14 protein-coding genes are annotated in these 18,200 nt (G+C 48.0%); 13 read left to right on the top strand and 1 reads right to left on the bottom strand.

The features are described 5' to 3' along the window. Positions 1-59 precede the first annotated feature (59 nt). The 8 genes from RBT11_05135 (at position 60) to RBT11_05100 (ending at position 12,768) form a co-directional block, all read left to right on the top strand. Positions 60-1,091, top strand: coding sequence for a molybdopterin-binding protein (locus RBT11_05135; GenBank protein ID MDX9786131.1), 1,032 nt, complete (start codon positions 60-62; stop codon positions 1,089-1,091). 914 nt (positions 1,092-2,005) lie between these two features. Continuing rightward, the gene (locus tag RBT11_05130) at positions 2,006-3,562 is read left to right on the top strand and encodes a DUF1302 family protein (protein ID MDX9786130.1); all 1,557 of its coding nucleotides are present in this window, start codon (positions 2,006-2,008) and stop codon (positions 3,560-3,562) included. A gap of 107 nt (positions 3,563-3,669) precedes the next feature. Next, a complete protein-coding gene (locus tag RBT11_05125) occupies positions 3,670-5,040 on the top strand; it encodes a DUF1329 domain-containing protein (protein MDX9786129.1) in 1,371 nt (456 codons plus the stop codon). Positions 5,041-5,491: 451 nt separating this feature from the next. Beyond that, positions 5,492-7,045, top strand: coding sequence for an AMP-binding protein (locus tag RBT11_05120; GenBank protein ID MDX9786128.1), 1,554 nt, complete (start codon positions 5,492-5,494; stop codon positions 7,043-7,045). A gap of 297 nt (positions 7,046-7,342) precedes the next feature. Then, positions 7,343-8,593 carry an MFS transporter gene (locus tag RBT11_05115; GenBank protein ID MDX9786127.1) on the top strand — a complete coding sequence of 417 codons (1,251 nt, stop codon included), beginning with the start codon at positions 7,343-7,345 and terminating at the stop codon, positions 8,591-8,593. A gap of 31 nt (positions 8,594-8,624) precedes the next feature. Next, positions 8,625-9,089 carry a DUF1329 domain-containing protein gene (locus RBT11_05110; GenBank protein ID MDX9786126.1) on the top strand — a complete coding sequence of 155 codons (465 nt, stop codon included), beginning with the start codon at positions 8,625-8,627 and terminating at the stop codon, positions 9,087-9,089. 106 nt (positions 9,090-9,195) lie between these two features. Continuing rightward, positions 9,196-10,368: a YCF48-related protein gene (locus RBT11_05105; GenBank protein MDX9786125.1), complete on the top strand. Its 1,173-nt coding sequence runs from the start codon at positions 9,196-9,198 to the stop codon at positions 10,366-10,368. Beyond that, positions 10,369-12,768: an MMPL family transporter gene (locus RBT11_05100; GenBank protein ID MDX9786124.1), complete on the top strand. Its 2,400-nt coding sequence runs from the start codon at positions 10,369-10,371 to the stop codon at positions 12,766-12,768. It begins immediately after the preceding gene. 293 nt (positions 12,769-13,061) lie between these two features. On the opposite strand, the gene RBT11_05095 is transcribed toward RBT11_05100, so the two are convergent. Next, positions 13,062-13,340: a hypothetical protein gene (locus RBT11_05095; protein MDX9786123.1), complete on the bottom strand. Its 279-nt coding sequence runs from the start codon at positions 13,338-13,340 to the stop codon at positions 13,062-13,064. On the opposite strand from RBT11_05095, the gene RBT11_05090 reads away from it, so the two are divergent. The 5 genes from RBT11_05090 to RBT11_05070 form a co-directional block, all read left to right on the top strand. Continuing rightward, positions 13,300-13,512: a DUF4372 domain-containing protein gene (locus RBT11_05090; protein ID MDX9786122.1), complete on the top strand. Its 213-nt coding sequence runs from the start codon at positions 13,300-13,302 to the stop codon at positions 13,510-13,512. The genes RBT11_05095 and RBT11_05090 overlap by 41 nt on opposite strands. A 797-nt stretch (positions 13,513-14,309) precedes the next feature. Continuing rightward, positions 14,310-14,483: a benzylsuccinate synthase gamma subunit family protein gene (locus RBT11_05085; GenBank protein ID MDX9786121.1), complete on the top strand. Its 174-nt coding sequence runs from the start codon at positions 14,310-14,312 to the stop codon at positions 14,481-14,483. A gap of 30 nt (positions 14,484-14,513) precedes the next feature. Further along, positions 14,514-17,093 (top strand): pyruvate formate lyase family protein, encoded by a 2,580-nt coding sequence (locus RBT11_05080; protein MDX9786120.1) that lies wholly within the window; start codon positions 14,514-14,516, stop codon positions 17,091-17,093. A gap of 124 nt (positions 17,094-17,217) precedes the next feature. Continuing rightward, positions 17,218-17,445, top strand: a complete 228-nt coding sequence (locus RBT11_05075) for a benzylsuccinate synthase beta subunit family protein (protein MDX9786119.1) — start codon at positions 17,218-17,220, stop codon at positions 17,443-17,445. Between the two features lie 313 nt (positions 17,446-17,758). Next, on the top strand, positions 17,759-18,200 hold a 442-nt coding region (locus RBT11_05070; protein MDX9786118.1), incomplete at its 3' end, for a DUF1302 family protein.

Genomic DNA, 18,200 nt, shown 5'->3' with positions numbered 1-18,200 from the left:
TTTGCCGCAACCATGTGCCTGGACGAAAGAGATGAAATACAGCCCATCAAAGAGATATTATGCATAAGAAGATCCCATTAAAAGATGCCGTGGGCACCGTACTTGCGCACGACATTACCGAAATTCGCCCCGGCGAATTCAAAGGCGCCGCTTTTAAAAAGGGGCATATGGTTTGCGATGAGGATATCTGCCGGTTACAGCGACTTGGGAAAAACCATCTGTATGAGCTTGAGATAAAAGAAGGCGACATTCACGAAGATCAGGCTGCCGTCATCCTCGCGGAAGCCTTGGCCGGAGACGGCATTGTTTATGACGAGCAACCGCATGAGGGGAAGATAAAACTCTTGGCGGGTAGAGACGGTCTTTTGTTTGTGGATACCACAGCGTTGATCGCCTTTAATATGGTCGATGAAGTGATGTGCGCTACACGACATACCCATTCACTCGTCAAAAAAGGGGACCAGGTTGCCGCCACACGCGCTATTCCACTGGTCATGACACGAGCCGCCATTGAACGCGCCGCAGCCATCGCCAGGCAGAACGGCGCGACGATTTCGGTCAAACCGCTGCGTCATCTCAAGGCCGGACTTGTGATTACCGGCAATGAAGTATCTACCGGTCTTATTGAAGACCGGTATGAGGTCATTCTTACCCAAAAAATTCATGCCCTTGGGTCGGACGTTATTGCTTCGGCCCTTGCGCCGGACAACGTGGAGATTATTGCAGACGTCATTCAAGATCACATCAAGGCCGGATGTGAATTGATTCTAACCAGCGGCGGCATGAGCGTTGATCCGGACGATGTCACGCGTGCCGGGATTCGAAAGGCCGGATCCGATGAAATTTACTACGGCGCGGCGGCGTTGCCCGGCGCCATGTTTTTAGTTGCCTACATCGGAAACGTACCGGTACTGGGCATGCCGGCATGCGGGCTGCATCATCGCATCACGGTGCTGGATCTGATATTGCCGCGAATACTGGCGGGAGAGAAAATCGGAAAAATGCAACTGGCTGCATTGGGTCACGGCGGGCTTTGCCATGACTGCGATACCTGCACCTATCCGCACTGCCCTTTTGGTAAGGGGGTGTAGCGGTTTAACCGAACATAGGCAAAGATAATATCAGGTCACTTTTTTCTCCCCAATTATAATTCACATTGTTCGCCATTAGCGTAATTTCCTTGATCTCCATCTGATACGTCCTTTCGTAATAACCTCAAAATCTGAAATCTCGGAAGGTGTTGCGCCATTTAAGTGATGGCAGGTTTTTAGGTTTATTAATATTGGGGGGTGCCAAAAATATTGGGGGGAAATCCCCAAATTGTTGTGGATCTAAGTCGTTAGAATACCTGTATTTAAGATAAATTAAATAAAAACAAAATGATATAGATTTTGGCAGGTATATTGCATTTAAGATTATGAATTCAATTTATAAATTATAATTTAATAAAAAATCAAATGCTTTTTAATCGTTTATTTCCTGGGATATTTGCCCACCCCTTGCGGTGTGACGTAACCGCAGAGTGGCGTCACCAATTTGATCCTTCTTAAAACGAGTCGGATGATGGCAGTTTGAGTCAATCCAAAAAGCATTGATTGGTATTAGATATCTTGCATTAGTCAGCCGATAGCAAATTTAACGAATGGCATTCCTGTTACGTAGAGGAAGGACTGCCTGCAGTCTATCAGCATCGCCAGTATGGCATCACGTTTAAGAAAATTTTCAGCAGAAGTAATTCACCCCTGAATGGTACTTTGATTAGTGGGATAGGCCTTTTGTATAATATGGGACTCAACATAAAACAAGGAAGTAGACAATAATGGGAAGATGTGTGGAGTGTGCGTAATTGCTTCAGCGCTCTTCAGGGTGCCGACGATTATAAGCCGGGTAAGGAGGGAGGAACTGAGCGTAAACATGAAAAGGCAAGTTGCGATTATCAAGGCCCGTGTGTTTAAGGAGAATATAGAACAATTTATCAACCCATAACATGAAGAGGAGAAAGAGCATGGTGAAAAAAAAGAAATCGGTGTTGGCACAGGTTTGGAGGAGGGGAATCAAATTCGTTATGGTGGGGATGTGCAGCCTTGTGCTTACCGGCATGTTGCCGACATTGTCCAAAGCATTTGAAGTTGAAATGTCGGAGGATTCCAAACTTAATATTAAAACCACTTTGAATTATGGAATATCCTACCGCGCGACGGAACCGGATTCGTTCAATCTTAGAAATATTAACGGCGATGACGGGAATCGCAACTTTGATGAGGGAACACTCACATCCAATAGAGCCTCGATATCCACCGAGGTAGCCTATACCCTTAAAAATTTTCTTTTTTACACAGCCGTGTACGGGTTTTACGATCAGGCGTACACGCAAGATAATGATAACGATTCTCCATTGACCAATAATAATTTCGTCGGCGGCAGAACCTCTAAGCATGATGAGTTTGATGATGATACCCGGGAAATTCATGGAAGAGGGGTTAACCTTCGCGATCTATACGTCTCCGGCGACTTTCGGTTCGCAGATCGGAATCTAATGGTTCGCGTCGGTAAACAAGTGGTTACCTGGGGCGAGGCACTTGCGACCTTTGGTTCAATCGGCAACGCAATGAGTTATGCCGACGCGACACAAGTTAACGTGCCGGGTTTTGAGCTTAAAGACGTTTATTTGCCCTCCGGGCAAGCCATGATGCAAATGGATGTCATTGAAGATTTTAGCGTGGCCGCCTATTACCAATGGGAATATAAAAAGAATGTTCTTGACGCGGCCGGTTCATTTTTCAGCACGTCGGACTTATTGGACAAGGGGGGACATTATTTTTTGAGAGGCCCGGGTCAGGTTCTGTACACACGCGTACATGATGATGAGCCGGACGATAGCGGCCAATGGGGTGTTAATCTTCGTTATCTTGCCAGAGCGCTTAACTATACCGAAATGAACTTGTGCTATATCAATTATCACGAGAAATTTCCGATGTTCAGAGCAAATCCGTCCGATGGCACCTATCGCCTCGCATATGCCGAGGATGTTAAACTTATCGGCGCCAGCTTCGGCACATTGATTGGTGAAACCAACATTGGCGGAGAAATAGCCTATCGACAAGATCTTCCGCTTTCGGTAGTAGGCGGGAAGTTCAAGGAATTTGATGTGGTTCAGTATCTTCTGAACGTCTATCAATCTTACGGTCCTTTTTTATTTATCGATCAGACGCTGGTACTGTTGGAAGGCGGATACAATTCGGTCATGGACGCGGAAAACCTAGCGGCCACTATTGATACCGACGCATGCGGCTATCTTCTTAAATTCACTTTTAAATTTAACAATATTTTCCCCGGTTATGACATGGAAGTGCCGGTTACATGGAAGCATAAGGTCAATGGTATGTCAGCTCTGACCGGAACCTGGACGGAAGATCAAAACGAGATCGCCGTCGGATTTGATTTCACGTTCGATTTGGATTTGAAATTCGGCGTCAGTTACACGGAATTTTTGGGCGATGCCGAAGATTATGCCAAAGCGGACAGAGATTATGTTGCTGCCTATGTAAAATATACATTCTGATCGTTCATGCGAACTGCTACGAGCTTGCAGCTATCAGCCCGGAGAATACGGATTAAGTGAAGCCGTTTGGCACTAACTGTTTTTCCATAATTTTTACGGAGGTAAAAATGAATAAAAGAATACTGCTTGTTTTTTGTTTTTTCATCGGCGTAATAATGGCGACCGCAACGCTTGCGATGGCCAAGGTGACCGCGGAAGAAGCTGCTAAGCTGAAAACCACCCTAACACCGTTCGGCGCGGAGCGAGCCGGCAATGAAGCCGGAACAATACCTGCGTGGGATGGCGGAATGACCACCCCGCCGGCTGGTTACCAGGGACCTGGCAGCCGGTATGTGAATCCGTATGAGAGCGATAAAATACTTTTCAGTATCAACGCCGGGAACATGCAAAACCATGCAGATAATCTATCTTCGGGAACTCAGGCACTTCTTCAAAAATATTCTGACACCTTCAGGCTGGATGTCTATCCGACCCGAAGATCCCACGCCATGCCCGAGTGGATTTATGAGAACACGCTGAAAAATGCCACCCGGGCAGATCTGGCTGATGGAGGACTTAATGTGCAGGGTGCATATGGCGGCATCCCGTTTCCAATTCCAAAAACCGGCGCGGAAATTGTCTGGAATCATATTTTAAGATGGCAGGGAGAATCAAGGTCGCAAGAGTATACCGCATATCTTGTAACTCCAGATAGTAAGGTGCTTATATCCAGTGGTTCAATACTGCAAGATCAGTACCCATACTATTACAAGGACGGTAGTTTAGAAACCTTCGAAGGAGATTTTTTCTTGTTTTTTAATCAATATTTACAACCGTCAAGACGAAAAGGGGAAATTCAGTTAGTGCGTGATCCGGTCGATATGGCCAATTCAGGGCGGCGAGCTTGGCAGTATTTGACCGGCCAACGCAGAGTGAGAATGGCGCCTACAATAGCCTTTGATACCCCGAACCCCTCCTTCAGTGGTACAGTTACCTTTGATGAAGCATGGCTGTTCAATGGTTCCTTGGAGAGATACGACTGGAAAATCGTGGGTAAAAAAGAGATGCTCATTCCTTACAACTGTTATAAAGCGTTAGATCGGGTTTCGCCAACCACCAAATATAAAAAAGGCCATATAAATCCCGACTATCTTCGATGGGAGATTCACAGGGTTTGGGTGGTGGAAGGTAACTTGAAAAGCGGTCATCGGCATAGTTATGCCAAACGAGTCTTTATGATTGATGAAGATAGCTGGGTGCTCATTCTCGCGGATAGTTACGATGGTCAACTAAAGCTCTGGCGAACAAACATGGGAGTTACCACCAATGCTTATGATCTCCCAGGAGTGGTTTATTTTCAGAATTTACACTCTGATCTGCTAACTGGCCATCTTTCCGTTAATTTTGACCCCTCAGATCATAAAAGATTGCCTGTTTACAACGATAGAAAACCAGAAGATTATTTTTTACCGGATCAGATAAGGCGGTTTGGTAATTAAATTAAAATATGCCCTTCTGCGGAAGCGCTGCTTTTGCTGAAGGGCTATCAGTTTTTTTTATTCAGGCAAATGGTATGCTTTTTTAGGCAATTACCGGTAGCATTCTTTAGCCTCAGTCGATTGTTTTTTTATACAGCGGTGATACTGGTTGTCTTTTTGCTGACTGTTTGGCAGGGTTTTGTATCAATGATGCTGGCGAATGTTTCTGGGTTGAAAACAAAAAAATTCCATTACATTGATACTGGCCGATACTGCAAATACTGGCACGGGTCTCAACGCAGTAGAAAAAATCGAGCTTAGCATATTTTCAGTAGTCAAAGGCATGCACTTTGAGAGAGCAAAAGTGGTGCCCAAAATCTTGGCATTAATGACAGTGTCTTTTTCATATTTTTTACTGCACAATTAAGGTAATAAGCATATCTTAATTGAATATGTATGGAGGTATTCTTTTATGTGGATTTATCCTGAAATTAAGACCCTGGCGGATGTGCCCAGCTATCACGCAAAACATAGAGGGGATAACGACGTTTTTTTGTTAGAGGATCGAACGGTAACATATAACGAATTGGAACGGGAAAGTAATCGCATTGCAAATGCCTTGATAGAAAAAAAGATACCCAGGCATTCGAGAATCGGTTTTATCGGTAAGAACTCCGAATTCTACTTCTACGTTTTATTTGGTTCAATAAAGGCAGGACGAACGTTTGCGCCTTTGAACTGGCGGCTTTCTCCTGCTGAACTATCTGTTATTATACAAGATGCGGGTGCACCCATTGTTTTTGCCGAGTTCGAATATATAGAAATAATTTCTAAAATCAAAGCATTATCCGTGTATCAATTTGATGTGGTTTATTTCAATACTGGGGGAGGCCAACTAAATGGGATTGAAAAATGGCTTGAATTTTCAGAAAATAATAGGCCAATGGTTGATATAAATAGTGAGGATACCGCAATTCAGCTGTATACGTCCGGCACTACTGGCAAACCAAAGGGGGTAGAACTGTCTTTTAGAGGGATAGATTATTGGTTCCTCTTGCTAGACCTGGAGCCAACAGTGAACTATTCGATCGAAGACGTCATGCTATTTATAGCGCCGAACTTTCATATGTTGGGGCTTATGTTTGCCATCAGTGCATTATACAACGGTACGAAGCTGTCCATAATTCCTGAGGTGCGAGCAGACAGGATGAGAAGAGCAATCGTTCGGGACCATGTGTCCGTGCTTGTCCTGGTGCCGATAATGATTGAACTCCTATTGGATGCCTCTATTAATGAACCGGCAGACTTTTCATCTTTGAAAACGATTATCTATGCTGGGGCACCCATTGGTTTAAAATTGCTACAAAGGGCGCTTAACGAGATGAAGTGCGATTTTATGCAATTATACGGTACAACGGAAAGTGGTGGAGGGATAACGTTATTGCGGCCAGAAGAGCATGATTTAAAAAATGAAGCGAAGCTGAAATCCTGTGGTCGGCCGTTGCCTTTTGTAAAAATTAAGGTGATGGATTTCAATGGAAAAGAAGTTGGATTTTGTCAACCCGGCGAATTTTGGTTGCGAACCCCTTTAGTATTTAAAAAATATTATAGTAAGCCGGAGTTGACCGCAGAGGTGTTAAAAGATGGGTGGTATAAAACCGGAGATGTTGGATATTGCGATCATGAGGGTTATTATTACATTGTTGACCGGACTAAGGACATGATTATATCAGGAGGTGAAAATGTCTACTCAATTGAAGTTGAGCAAGCCCTGCAGAAACATCCGGCTGTTCAACAGGTAGCGGTTATCGGTGTGCCGCACGAAAAGTGGGGGGAAGTAGTAAAGGCACTGGTTATCTTAAAGGAAGGGGAAACTGTAACACCGGATGAGCTTAAATCCCATTGCCGGGACTTGATTGGTGGTTACAAAATACCGAAGCTGTTTGAGTTTGTGGCTCATTTTCCGACATCGCCCAGCGGGAAGGTCATTAAGAAATTGCTGCGTGAAGCGCAAAGTGGGATGTGAAAACTTATTATATCAGCTTGCAGCTTCCTCCTTATGTTTCGATGCTTCAGCAACAACTCGACGTATTGATAGACGTAAAGATAACGGTGAGCAGCCTTTTGGACCATACCTACGTGGTACCAATATTGTTTTTCTCCTACATCAATTTTCTTCAAGGGTATGCGCTGCTGCGCGAACGTTTTGTTAACAGGGACGTGGGGATGGGTCAATCGGCAGTGTATTTATAACCTGAAAGCTTTTTTCAAAAGGCCGCCTTGTAACAGGGTTAAACGCTTAACAGGATTGGGGGAGGTGTCAGTGGGAATCAACAAGCAGTCCAATATCAATCACTACCTCGTAGTAGCCACCGGAATAGCGTTGTGTATGGGTCCCTCGGCGCTGGCGTTCAGCTGTGCCGGCATTTTTTACACCCCTGTCAGTACGGCGTTGGGCGTCGGCAAGGGGACCTTTGCCGTTTACATGACGGTCTTGTGTTTTACGATGTTTTTTGCCCTGTCGTTTGCGGGCAAAATCATGGCGGCAAGGGATGCGAGAGCCGTTTTATCCACGGCCGTGCTCCTTGTCGGCGGCGGGCTCTTTGCCATGGGATTTTTCAATGCCGTGTGGCAATTCTACATTGCGGGCGCTTTCATCGGTTTTGGGGAATCCATCTTACTCTACCTTGCCGTGCCGACACTGATCAATCGATGGTTCAAGCAGCGGGTCGGCTTTTTTGTCGGCCTTTGCATGGCGTTTACCGGCGTCGGCGGGGTGCTTTTCAATCCGCTCGGGGATTATCTTATCACCACCCATGGGTGGCAGATGGGGTATCGGGTGTTTGGAATTTTAGCCGTTGCCATTGCCCTTCCGTTCACCCTCTTTGCGATTCGAAGCTTCCCTAAGGACAAGGGGCTGCTTCCCTACGGTGACAACGGTCAAGACCACTTGACGGCCGCACCCGTCGTGATGGGGGTCTCAGCGTCCAAGGCGTTCAAGTCCGGCCCGTTTTTCGCGACGGCGGCCTTTGCCGGGCTGGTGGGATTTAACTCCGTTATCTATCAGTTTCTGCCCTCCTATGCGAGTTCTCTGCCGCTAGCCGCAACGGTTGTCGGGCTTGCCGGCTTGCTGGCTTCGGCTGCGATGGCCGGGCAGGCCCTGGGTAAAGTCGGCCTGGGTACCATCGCCGACAAGAGTATCGCTGGTGGCATGTGGACGGCTCTGATTTGTGGTGCGGCTGGTTTGGTGCTTCTCTGGGTAGCGCCCACGTCTGTTGCAATCGTTCTGGTCGCCGGATTCCTGTTCGGCCCATTCTATGCGTGCGCAGTGGTTCAGGTGCCGCTGATGGCCCGGTCCATTTTCGGTGTTCGCGAGTACAGCCAAATCTACTCGCGCATTTCAATGTTTTCAGCTCTCATGGCGGCTTTCGGCGCAACTATCTGGGGATACCTGATTGACTGGACTGGATTTCGCATCCTGTTCATTCTCGGGCTGGTGATCCTGGCCAGCATTGCCCTGATCGGAACATACGCGCTTAGATCGGGGAAGAAGCTCGATCAGACAGCGGAATAGCCCCTTAATTCCCTAATGGCTCTCTGAAACGATACGACTGAAAATTCGGGGGACAAAAGAGATGATCATTCCCTACAACTCCTACAAGTCAATGGCCAAAGTGGAGCCGACCACGAAGTACAAAAAGGGGCACATTGCTCCGGAATATCTTCGTTTTGAGCTTCACCGGATATGCCTGGTGGAAGCAACCGTAAAACCGGGCGCCCGGCAAAGTTACGCTAAGCGGGTTTTGCAATACGATGAGGACTTTTGGGGGATTGTTACCCAGGATGTGTACGATGCTCGTGGCGCGCTCTGGCGCTCCGATATGTGTGTATCTGCTCACGCGTATGAGGTTCCCGGAGTTCAGATTTTTATGAATCTGCATTTTGATCTTCCCAGTGGTATCTCTTCCGTCAATTATGATTATTCAGATTATGATAATATGCCTATTTCCGATCAGCGGGAAGATGAATCCTACTTTCTGCCCGATCAAATTCGAAGAATGGGGCAGTAATGTTAAAGCGGCTCTCTCGTGAAAGCTGTTAAGCTTTCGCGAGAGAGCGCTACTGTTTTTTTATTGAGACGGATAACATTATTCGAAAAATTTAAAAGAGGGTGCTATGACCCAGTCTACTCCATTTACCATAAGGCCTGTTAACCGCCGTTGGCTGCTTTTTACGGCAGTATTCGTATTCGCTCTTCTGGGTTCCGGACAGCTTTTTGCAGTGACGGATTTATTACATCGGCCGGCCATGAAAACCGGCAAGTCCGTTTCATCAATGCTCACGGACGTGGTCAATACCGGTACCCGCATCGTGGCCGTGGGAGAACGCGGTCATATTGTGTATTCCGATGACAAGGGCGTTAATTGGCAGCAGGCTGAGGTGCTGACAAGTCTGACATTAACCGCCGTGTATTTTCCTTCCGCGCAAAACGGATGGGCCGTCGGCCATGACGGGCTGGTGCTGCACTCGAATGACGGCGGCTTGAATTGGACGGTACAACTGGAAGGCATGGCGATTATCAAGGCCAGCTTGACCCTGGCGAAGGCGCTGGTGGCGGAAAAAGAAGCGGCGTTGGCCGCTGCCGTTCCGGAAAGTCAAGCGGCATTAAACACCGAATTGGAAGCACTTCGTTATACGCTTGAAGATTTTCAACGGTCCCTTGATAAAAAGATTTGTTGCGAGCCGCTGATGGATGTCTGGTTTAAAAATGATAAGGAAGGAATGGTCGTCGGCGCTTATGGGCAATTTTGCCGCACGGTGGACGGGGGCAACACGTGGACGGCCTGCTGGGATAGAATAGACAATCCGGATCGAAATCATTTAAACGCCATTACTCCAGGGGCGAATGGATCCCTTTTTATCGCGGGTGAATTTGGAAACATCTTTCGTTCGTTGGACGGGGGAGAGCATTTTGAAAAGCTGTCATGCCCCTATGAAGGCACCTTCTTCGGCATCGTGGCGTATCCCAATGACCCTTATGTGCTGGCCTACGGGCTTGGCGGTAATGTGGTTCACTCCACGGATTTAGGCGGAAACTGGCGGCATATTCAAACAAAAACCGGCGGCACCATTGGCGGCGCCGCGGTCTGTTCGGACGGGACACTCATCATGGTTTCCTATACCGGTGAGATTTTAACCGGATCCGGGAAAACCGCCACGTTTACGCAGCAAAAATCCGGAGGCGGATGGATCGGCGTGGCCGATGCAATGGATGGCAATGTGGTGATGGTGGGAATGAGGGGGCCTCAACGCTTACCTATAGCCGATAATCAGCAAGGGGACAAATAAATGGTGGCAAAAGACAACGCAAAAGCGATTTTGAAACCGACGGATGAAGAAGCATCCTTGTTGGAAACGATCGTTTTTAAAAATCGTATGGCATTGTTGGTAGTTTTCATATTGGCGACCTGTTTTTTTGGATACAAGGCGACAGGCCTTCATCTGGATGCCAATTTTGAAAAGATGATTCCAACCAAACATCCCTATATTGTCAATTATTTTGCCCACAAGGAGGACTTGAAGGGATTCGGAAATACCGTTAGGATTGCGGTGGAGACCACGCAAGGCGATATTTATACGCGCGAGTTTCTGGATGTTCTGCGCAAGGTTACGGATGAAATATTTTTTATTCCCGGTGTGGAGCGTTCCGCCATTGAATCCCTCTGGACGCCTAATACCCGATGGATTGAGGTGACCGAGCAGGGGTTTGAGGGCGGTGCCGTGATTCCGGATACCTATGACGGCTCACCGGCAAGAATTGAGTTGCTGAAGGCCAATGTCCTCAAGGCCAGAATCGTCGGAAGGCTGGTGGCAAATGATCTTAAATCCGCCGTTGTCAATGTGCCCCTGATGGAAATAAACCCCGATACGGGAAAGCCGTTAAGCTACAAGGAGTTTTCAGGCAAACTGGAAACGCTGGTCCGGGATAAATATCAAAGCGACACCATCAAGATACACATCGTCGGCTTTGCCAAGGTAATGGGGGATATGCTGGACGCCACCGGCAAGATCGTCTTGTTTTTCGGTTTGGCGGTATTGATCACCCTGATCATTTTGCTTGGCTATACCCGGTGTATCCGGAGCACGCTACTTCTGATCTTCTGTTCTGTTACTGCGGCGGTGTGGCAGATGGGGATGTTAAGTGTATTGCAACTGGGGCTGAACCCCTACTCCATGCTAGTTCCTTTTCTGGTATTTGCCATTGGTGTCAGCCACGGCGTGCAGGTGATTTCGGCCATGCACAGGGAAGCGGCGCATGGGGTGGACAAGCTTCTGGTCGTCAAACGGGCCTTTCGCCAAGTCTATATACCGGGGCTCACGGCCTTGATTACCGACGGCTTCGGGTTCGCCGTGCTGGCGGTCATTCAAATTCCGGCGATTCAGCAACTGGCGGCAGGCGCCAGTATCGGTGTCATTATTCTGATCATCACTAACCTGACGATGTTGCCGATTCTGATGTCGTATGCGGGCGTTCGAAAAGCGCCTGCCGGACACACTCCTCCCGCCGCGGATGAGAAGCAAAATAGCATTTGGGCTACCTTTGCCAAAATGACCCGGCCAACGGTCTCCAAGGTTGCGGTATTGGTGGCGGCCGGGCTTTTCGCCTTCGGGATTATCGGCAGCAAGGATTTGAAGATCGGGGATCTTGATCCCGGTGCGCCCGAGCTCAGGCCCAACTCCCGGTACAATTTGGATAACCTGTTCATGGTGCAGAATTACTCCGCGAGCTCGGACATTTTTGTTCTCATGGTCACCACGCCGCCGGAAAAAAACAGTGATTACGGAAACTTAGTCGCAATGGAAGATCTTCAGTGGCGGCTCGATCAGCTTCCGGGGGTACAATCGACCAGTTCCGTCGTGGATGCCGTGAAAGCACTTCTGATTGGATATAATGAGGGAAACCTCAAGTGGAGAGGATTGCCGCGCAATCAGCAGACGCTCAACGCATCCGCCATCAAGGTTCCCACCAGCGCCAGCAATCGGGAAGGCACCCTCTCACCGGTCGTGATTTACTTAAAAGATCATAAGGCGGAAACCCTTCAAGCCGTGGTGGACCTGGTTGAAGACTTTGCCGCCAAGAACAACACCGAGATTTCAAAATTTTTAATGGCCGCTGGAGGGTCCGGGATTGAGGCGGCGACCAATATCGTCATTGGCAAAGCCCAGTATACGATGCTGTTTTTGGTCTATCTCACCACGATCGGGCTGGTGGCGCTGACCTTCCGAAGGGTGGGGGCCGTGATTGCCATCATTATTCCGTTGATGCTGACCTCCGCGCTCTGCCAGTTGGTTATGGTGCGGATGGGAATTGGCGTCAAGGTCGCAACCCTTCCGGTGATTTCGCTGGGTGTCGGCGTCGGGGTGGACTACGGCGTCTATATTTACGCTAAAATGCGGCAGTATCTTCAAGCGGGAATGCCCCTCTTTGTGGCCTATGGCCATGCCATGAGAGAGACCGGCAAACCTGTCATTTTGATCGGATTGATGCTGGCCATCGGTGTCGCCACCTGGGCCTTTTCGCCGATCAAGTTTCAGGCGGATATGGGACTTTTGCTCACGTTTATGTTCATCGTGAACATGGTCGGCGCCATCCTTTTATTGCCGGCATTGACCGGTCTGATGGAAAGTTTTCGGGGGCTTTTTACCGGAAAACGGGAACAGCCGCTTGACGTGCGTGCAGTAAATTAACCGCTGGAAGATAAATTTTATCCGATTATTCTAAGTCGCGTTGAAAAAGATACTAATATCAATGCTGTTTCCTTAATCAGTTAATTTATGCCGAGAAAGCTTCTTTTTGGTATAACCATTCGGTTTCTTGTGTTTTAACTGATCGTTGACAGTCTGAAAATTAATTTTCACTACACTCTTGTCCAAAAACGGTATCAAACTGGCGTAACACTGCTGTCCAAAATAAGTTAAAAAACGGTTTCCGCTAAAATAAATTTCAGCAGGTTATGGCCACTTGCTGCGCATTTTAGAAATCAGGTTGTCGGTTTTAACATGTGCTGTCCAAGTCCTTTAAAAGGAAGCGTATCATGGACAGGCCTGGGCGTTATGGGAAGGACATCAAAGGGATTATCGATCCATTCCCCTAAGTCCCGATAGGTAAGGAGATTCCAGCATAAAAATGCCACCAGGTTTGACAACGACCAGTTGAACTTGGATTTGAACTGAAGGAGCTTGATCAGCAGCATGGCGATTGATGCTGTCCAAATCTGAATGTACAGGGCGTTTTCGGTAGTCCCGACGAAGGTCTTCACCCTCAGGTTTAACTGCCAAGCAAAACCGTTAGCCAAAAAACAAGGAGGCAGCACGATGGTACGACATGCGAGTCTTTTTAGTCAATTGGTTGCTTTATTTCATCGCGGACAATTCCATAGTTTGGTCTTTCGTCACAAAGCCGAACGCTACTGCAAAGGTTTTGACAGCTGATCAAACAGGAAAAATCGTTCAAAGGCAGCATAAAATCCAAAAGACTCAAAGCTGCTTGGGAAAATGGCTACTTGTTAAGAATACTTAACTGTTAAAAAACATTTGCGATTGCCCTGTATAGGTTGTTGGCACTACCGTTTTGGGTTCAGAAAACATCGCTTATAATAATATCAGCAAGTTATCTTACTTAAAAACATGAAAATGGGGAAATACTGTCAAAGATCAGTTTAAGTGATGGCAGGTTTTTAGGTTTATCAATATTGGGGGTGCCAAAAAAATTTTGGGGGAAATCCCCAAATTGTTGTGGATCTAAGTCGTTAGAATACCTGTATTTAAGATAAATTAAATAAAAACAAAATGATATAGATTTTGGCAGGTATATTGCATTTAAGATTATGAATTCAATTTATAAATTATAATTTAATAAAAAATCAAATGCTTTTTAATCGTTTATTTCCTGGGATATTTGCCCACCCCTTGCGGTGTGACGTAACCGCAGAGTGGCGTCACCAATTTGATCCTTCTTAAAACGAGTCGGATGATGGCAGTTTGAGTCAATCCAAAAAGCATTGATTGGTATTAGATATCTTGCATTAGTCAGCCGATAGCAAATTTAACGAATGGCATTCCTGTTACGTAGAGGAAGGACTGCCTGCAGTCTATCAGCATCGCCAGTATGGCATCACGTTTAAGAAAATTTTCAGCAGAAGTAATTCACCCCTGAATGGTACTTTGATTAGTGGGATAGGCCTTTTGTCTAACACGGTACTCAACATACGACAAGGAAGGAGACAATAATGGGAAAATGTTTGGAGTGCGCGTTTTTTTTTAGCGTTCCTAAGGATGCCGAGGACTATGAACCAGGCAAAGGGGACTGTGTAACGGAGCACAAGGACGAAAAAGGCAAATTTTGGCAGTCCAAGCCCGTGTTTGAGGGGGATGAGGTGTGCCGGAACTTCAGCAAGAACTAACCCCGGTCAGGGGGCAACAGGAGGTAAGGTATGACAAGAGTAGCCGACCCCGTAGAGTATAAAGGACGGACAATCGAATTTCCCTTGGAGAACCCGGAAGAGCTTCAGGTGCCGGACGACCGGTTGACGAGCACGCTGGCGCGTCCGAGCACGGAGCGGACCAGGCGGTTAAAGGCCAGATGTCGGCTCAAACACACGGCCGCGGGCGAGTTTGTAAACCCGAACCTGAAGGCGGGCATTGAGCGGATGCGTTATTTCACGCAGGGGTTTGAGGCGTCAGCGGGCAAGGAGTATGTGCTGCGGCGTGCGGACGCGATCGCGAACGTATTGAATAAATGCACGGTATTGCTTCAGGAAGATGAGTTGATCGTGGGCTTTAATGCGGAGCATCCGGAGAAGGTGCCCTTGTTCCCGGAGACCTCGCATTTGAATATTGTGGATTTTGTGAACAGCCCCTACTGCCCCGAGGAAAAAGAAGAGGCGATGGCGATTGTGGATTATTGGTCGAAATACAGCCTGACGCAGCATGGGGAGCGGTATTTTACGAAAGAAGAGCTGGAGCGGATGTATCAGTTTTCGACGATGGAGGCGCCGACCTTTGCCAACGCGTATAACAGCACGGTGCCGCCGTACGAGACGGTGAACGAAGACGGATTGTTGAAGCGCATCGCGATGTGCGAGGAGAATATTCAGCGGGCGATGACCGAGATGGCGGCTCCCGACTGGAACGGTCCGGAGCGGTTGCCGCTGACCGATAAGATCGACAACTGGGAAGCGATGATCACGGTGGACAAGGCGGTGATCAACTGGGCGCAGCGTCATGGCCGGTTGTGCAAGATCGTGGCGGAGAACTTTGAGACGGATGCCAAGCGCAAGGAAGAGCTGCTGATGATCGCGGATATTTGCCAGCATGTACCGGCGAAACCGGCCAGAGGGCTTCGGGACGCGATGCAGGCCAAGTGGTTCACCTATCTCGTCTGCCATTCCATCGAGTGTTACGCCTCCGGATACGCGCACAAGGAAGACAAGGTGCTCTGGCCGTATTATCAGAAGAGTGTGATCGAGAAATCGGCCCAGCCCATGAACCATGCAGAGGTCGTAGAACTGGTGGAATGTGAGCGACTGAAAATTTCCGAGCACGGATGTGGCAAAAACCGCCAGTACCGGGCGGCCTTTGCTGGATCAAACGATCTTTTCATCTTGACGGTTGGCGGTACAAACGCGGATGGATCGGACGGCTGCAACGACATGACCGATGCCATCTTGGAGGCTGCCAAAAACATCCGGACCACCGAGCCCTCCATCGGTTTCAGGTGGAGCAAGCAGGGACGGGAAAAAACAAAAAGACTGGTGTTCGAATGTATCAGGGATGGTTTGGGGTATCCATCAATCAAGAACGATGAGTTGAGCATCAATCAATTGGTGAATGATTTTGGAGCGACTCCGGAGGAAGCAAGGGACTGGGCGCTGGTACTATGCATGTCTCCGGGGCACTGCGGCCGGAGAAAAGCCCAGAAAGTAAGAACCGAGGGGGGGGGTGGGTCATTTACGATAAAAGTGTTTGAGATCACGATGGCCGACGGATTTGACTGGTCTTATGCCAACATGCAGATGGGGCCGAAAACCGGCGACCCAAGGACTTTCAAGACATTTGAAGAACTGTGGGAAGCATTTAGAATTCAAAATGATTATGTGCACGATCTCCTCTGGCGTGCCAAAGATATCACCCGGAAGCTTCAGACGAAATATCTTCAGCTGCCTTTCCTTTCAAGTCTGGATGACGGGTGCGTGGAGCGCGGGATTGACGCGGTGAGTATCACGGAATTGCCGAATCCGTGGATGCAGACACATGCCAGTATTACGGCGAGTAACTCTCTGATCGCCATTAAAAAGCTGATTTATGATGACAAGAAATACACGATGGATCAGTTGATTCAGGCCCTTCATGCGAATTGGGAGGGCTATGAAAAAATGCGGCTGGATTTCGTCAATGCGCCCAAATGGGGCAATGACGATGATTATGCGGATTCCATAGTGAAAGCGGTTTTTGAAGATATTATGGCGGGTAAATTTAAACGCATCGTCACTTTCTCCGGGACGCATCCGCTGGTAGGAACCCAGCATGTGGCCATGTATATGATTACGGGCTCGATCACAGGCCCGACACCGGACGGCCGGTTTGGCGGCGAGGCCTTGGATGACGGCGGGGTGTCTCCAATGGCGGGAACAGATAAACTGGGGCCGACAGCGGTGCTAAGATCTATTGGCAAGATTGATTCCTCGAAGTTCAAGTTCAACCTGTTGAACCAGCGGTTGAATCTGCCGCTGATGCGCAGCAAGCACGGGTTTGATATCTGGCACGCGTATATGAAGACCTGGCATGATATGAAAATCGACCATGTGCAGTTTAACTGCGTGAGCACCGAGGAGATGAAAGCGGCGCAGGTGGAGCCTGAGAAGCATGAAGACCTTTTGGTAAGGGTGGCGGGTTACAGCGCGCGGTTCGTGGATGTATCGACCTATGGTCAGAACACGATTATCGCCCGAACCGATCAGAAGTTTGGCGCGGCGCAATTTGATGATTTGGATGTTGAATTGGCGGAAAAATAAAACGGCCCAATGGGGGTGCGCTTTTAAGCGGCGCGTCCCCTTTAACACCGCTTGGTGTTTTCCTCCATTGAGCAAAGATGGGGGAAAAACCGGTGACGGGCAACATTAGTGGAGGTATTTGCACATGGAATTTCCGAAATCACCTATCACCATGAGACATGAAGTTGGAACGAAAAAGCCCTGTAGAGAGTGCCGTTGGAGTACTGCTGATGTAACCAACCCGATACAGGGCCGATGTACCGCCAATAGAGCCAAATCCGGAGCGGTCTGGTTGAGATTGATTCCCAATGTTTATGAATATACATGCGACCGGTTTGAAAAAGGAACGCTGAGTTTCAGGGATAATATTTAGATACTGCTCATCCTTACCTGCAAAAGAATGAATATTCGTTTGGGATGAGGTTAAATCCACCGTATAATAATGAGGGGCAGATGTTTCGATTATCACGTTACGAGAAGGAAAAATCCGGCCCCCCGCCGCCGATTGCCTTCTTCCTGTTCCCTTTGTACGATGAACTTTAAGCTGCTGTATCCGTAGCCCAATTTATGCCGATGAAAGTACCGGCCTATTTAACGGAATAGCAGAATGTTCTTCATTTCGCTTGCAGATAATCCACGATGATTGACGTTAACGAAGGTACAGAGACAAAGAAAAGGAAAACAGTATGAATTTTATTATCTTTGGGACAAGTTGTAAAAAACGCTTGCGCTTGCTTGTTGTTGTCGCCGGTATGCTTTGCTGTTGTTTCCAGCCCGCGCAGGTCAGTGCGCTGCAGTTGTATCAGAGTGAAGATTTTACCGCCAGCTTTGACACCACCTTATCCTATAGCCTGCAGTATCGTGTTCAGGATCAGGATGAATCCATCATTGCGAATACGGCCGGCGGCACCAATGTCAACCCCAACGCTGATGACGGCAATCTGAACTATGACAAGGGCATTTTCAATAACATGTTCAAGATTATTTCCGACCTTGAGCTCAAGAGTAAACATTTCGGCGCGTTTGCGAGAGGTACGGCGTTTTATGATTTTGAAAACGAGGACGGCAGCCGGGAACGATATGAGTTGAGCGACGATGCCAAGGAACTGGTCGGCTCCGATGTAAAGC

Source organism: Desulfobacterales bacterium (assembly GCA_034003325.1).
Classification (GTDB): domain Bacteria; phylum Desulfobacterota; class Desulfobacteria; order Desulfobacterales; family JAFDDL01; genus JAVEYW01.
Note: the sequence above shows the minus strand (reverse complement) of the source record. Positions and strands in the feature narration are given on the sequence as shown.

Excerpts from the sequence above, each read along its gene's own strand:
- RBT11_05105 (MDX9786125.1), top strand. The coding sequence starts at position 9,196 with ATGACCCAGTCTACTCCATTTACCATAAGGCCTGTTAACCGCCGTTGG.
- RBT11_05090 (MDX9786122.1), top strand. The coding sequence starts at position 13,300 with ATGTACAGGGCGTTTTCGGTAGTCCCGACGAAGGTCTTCACCCTCAGG.
- RBT11_05075 (MDX9786119.1), top strand. The coding sequence starts at position 17,218 with ATGGAATTTCCGAAATCACCTATCACCATGAGACATGAAGTTGGAACG.
- RBT11_05120 (MDX9786128.1), top strand. The coding sequence starts at position 5,492 with ATGTGGATTTATCCTGAAATTAAGACCCTGGCGGATGTGCCCAGCTAT.
- RBT11_05130 (MDX9786130.1), top strand. The coding sequence starts at position 2,006 with ATGGTGAAAAAAAAGAAATCGGTGTTGGCACAGGTTTGGAGGAGGGGA.
- RBT11_05085 (MDX9786121.1), top strand. The coding sequence starts at position 14,310 with ATGGGAAAATGTTTGGAGTGCGCGTTTTTTTTTAGCGTTCCTAAGGAT.
- RBT11_05100 (MDX9786124.1), top strand. The coding sequence starts at position 10,369 with ATGGTGGCAAAAGACAACGCAAAAGCGATTTTGAAACCGACGGATGAA.
- RBT11_05135 (MDX9786131.1), top strand. The coding sequence starts at position 60 with ATGCATAAGAAGATCCCATTAAAAGATGCCGTGGGCACCGTACTTGCG.
- RBT11_05125 (MDX9786129.1), top strand. The coding sequence starts at position 3,670 with ATGAATAAAAGAATACTGCTTGTTTTTTGTTTTTTCATCGGCGTAATA.
- RBT11_05080 (MDX9786120.1), top strand. The coding sequence starts at position 14,514 with ATGACAAGAGTAGCCGACCCCGTAGAGTATAAAGGACGGACAATCGAA.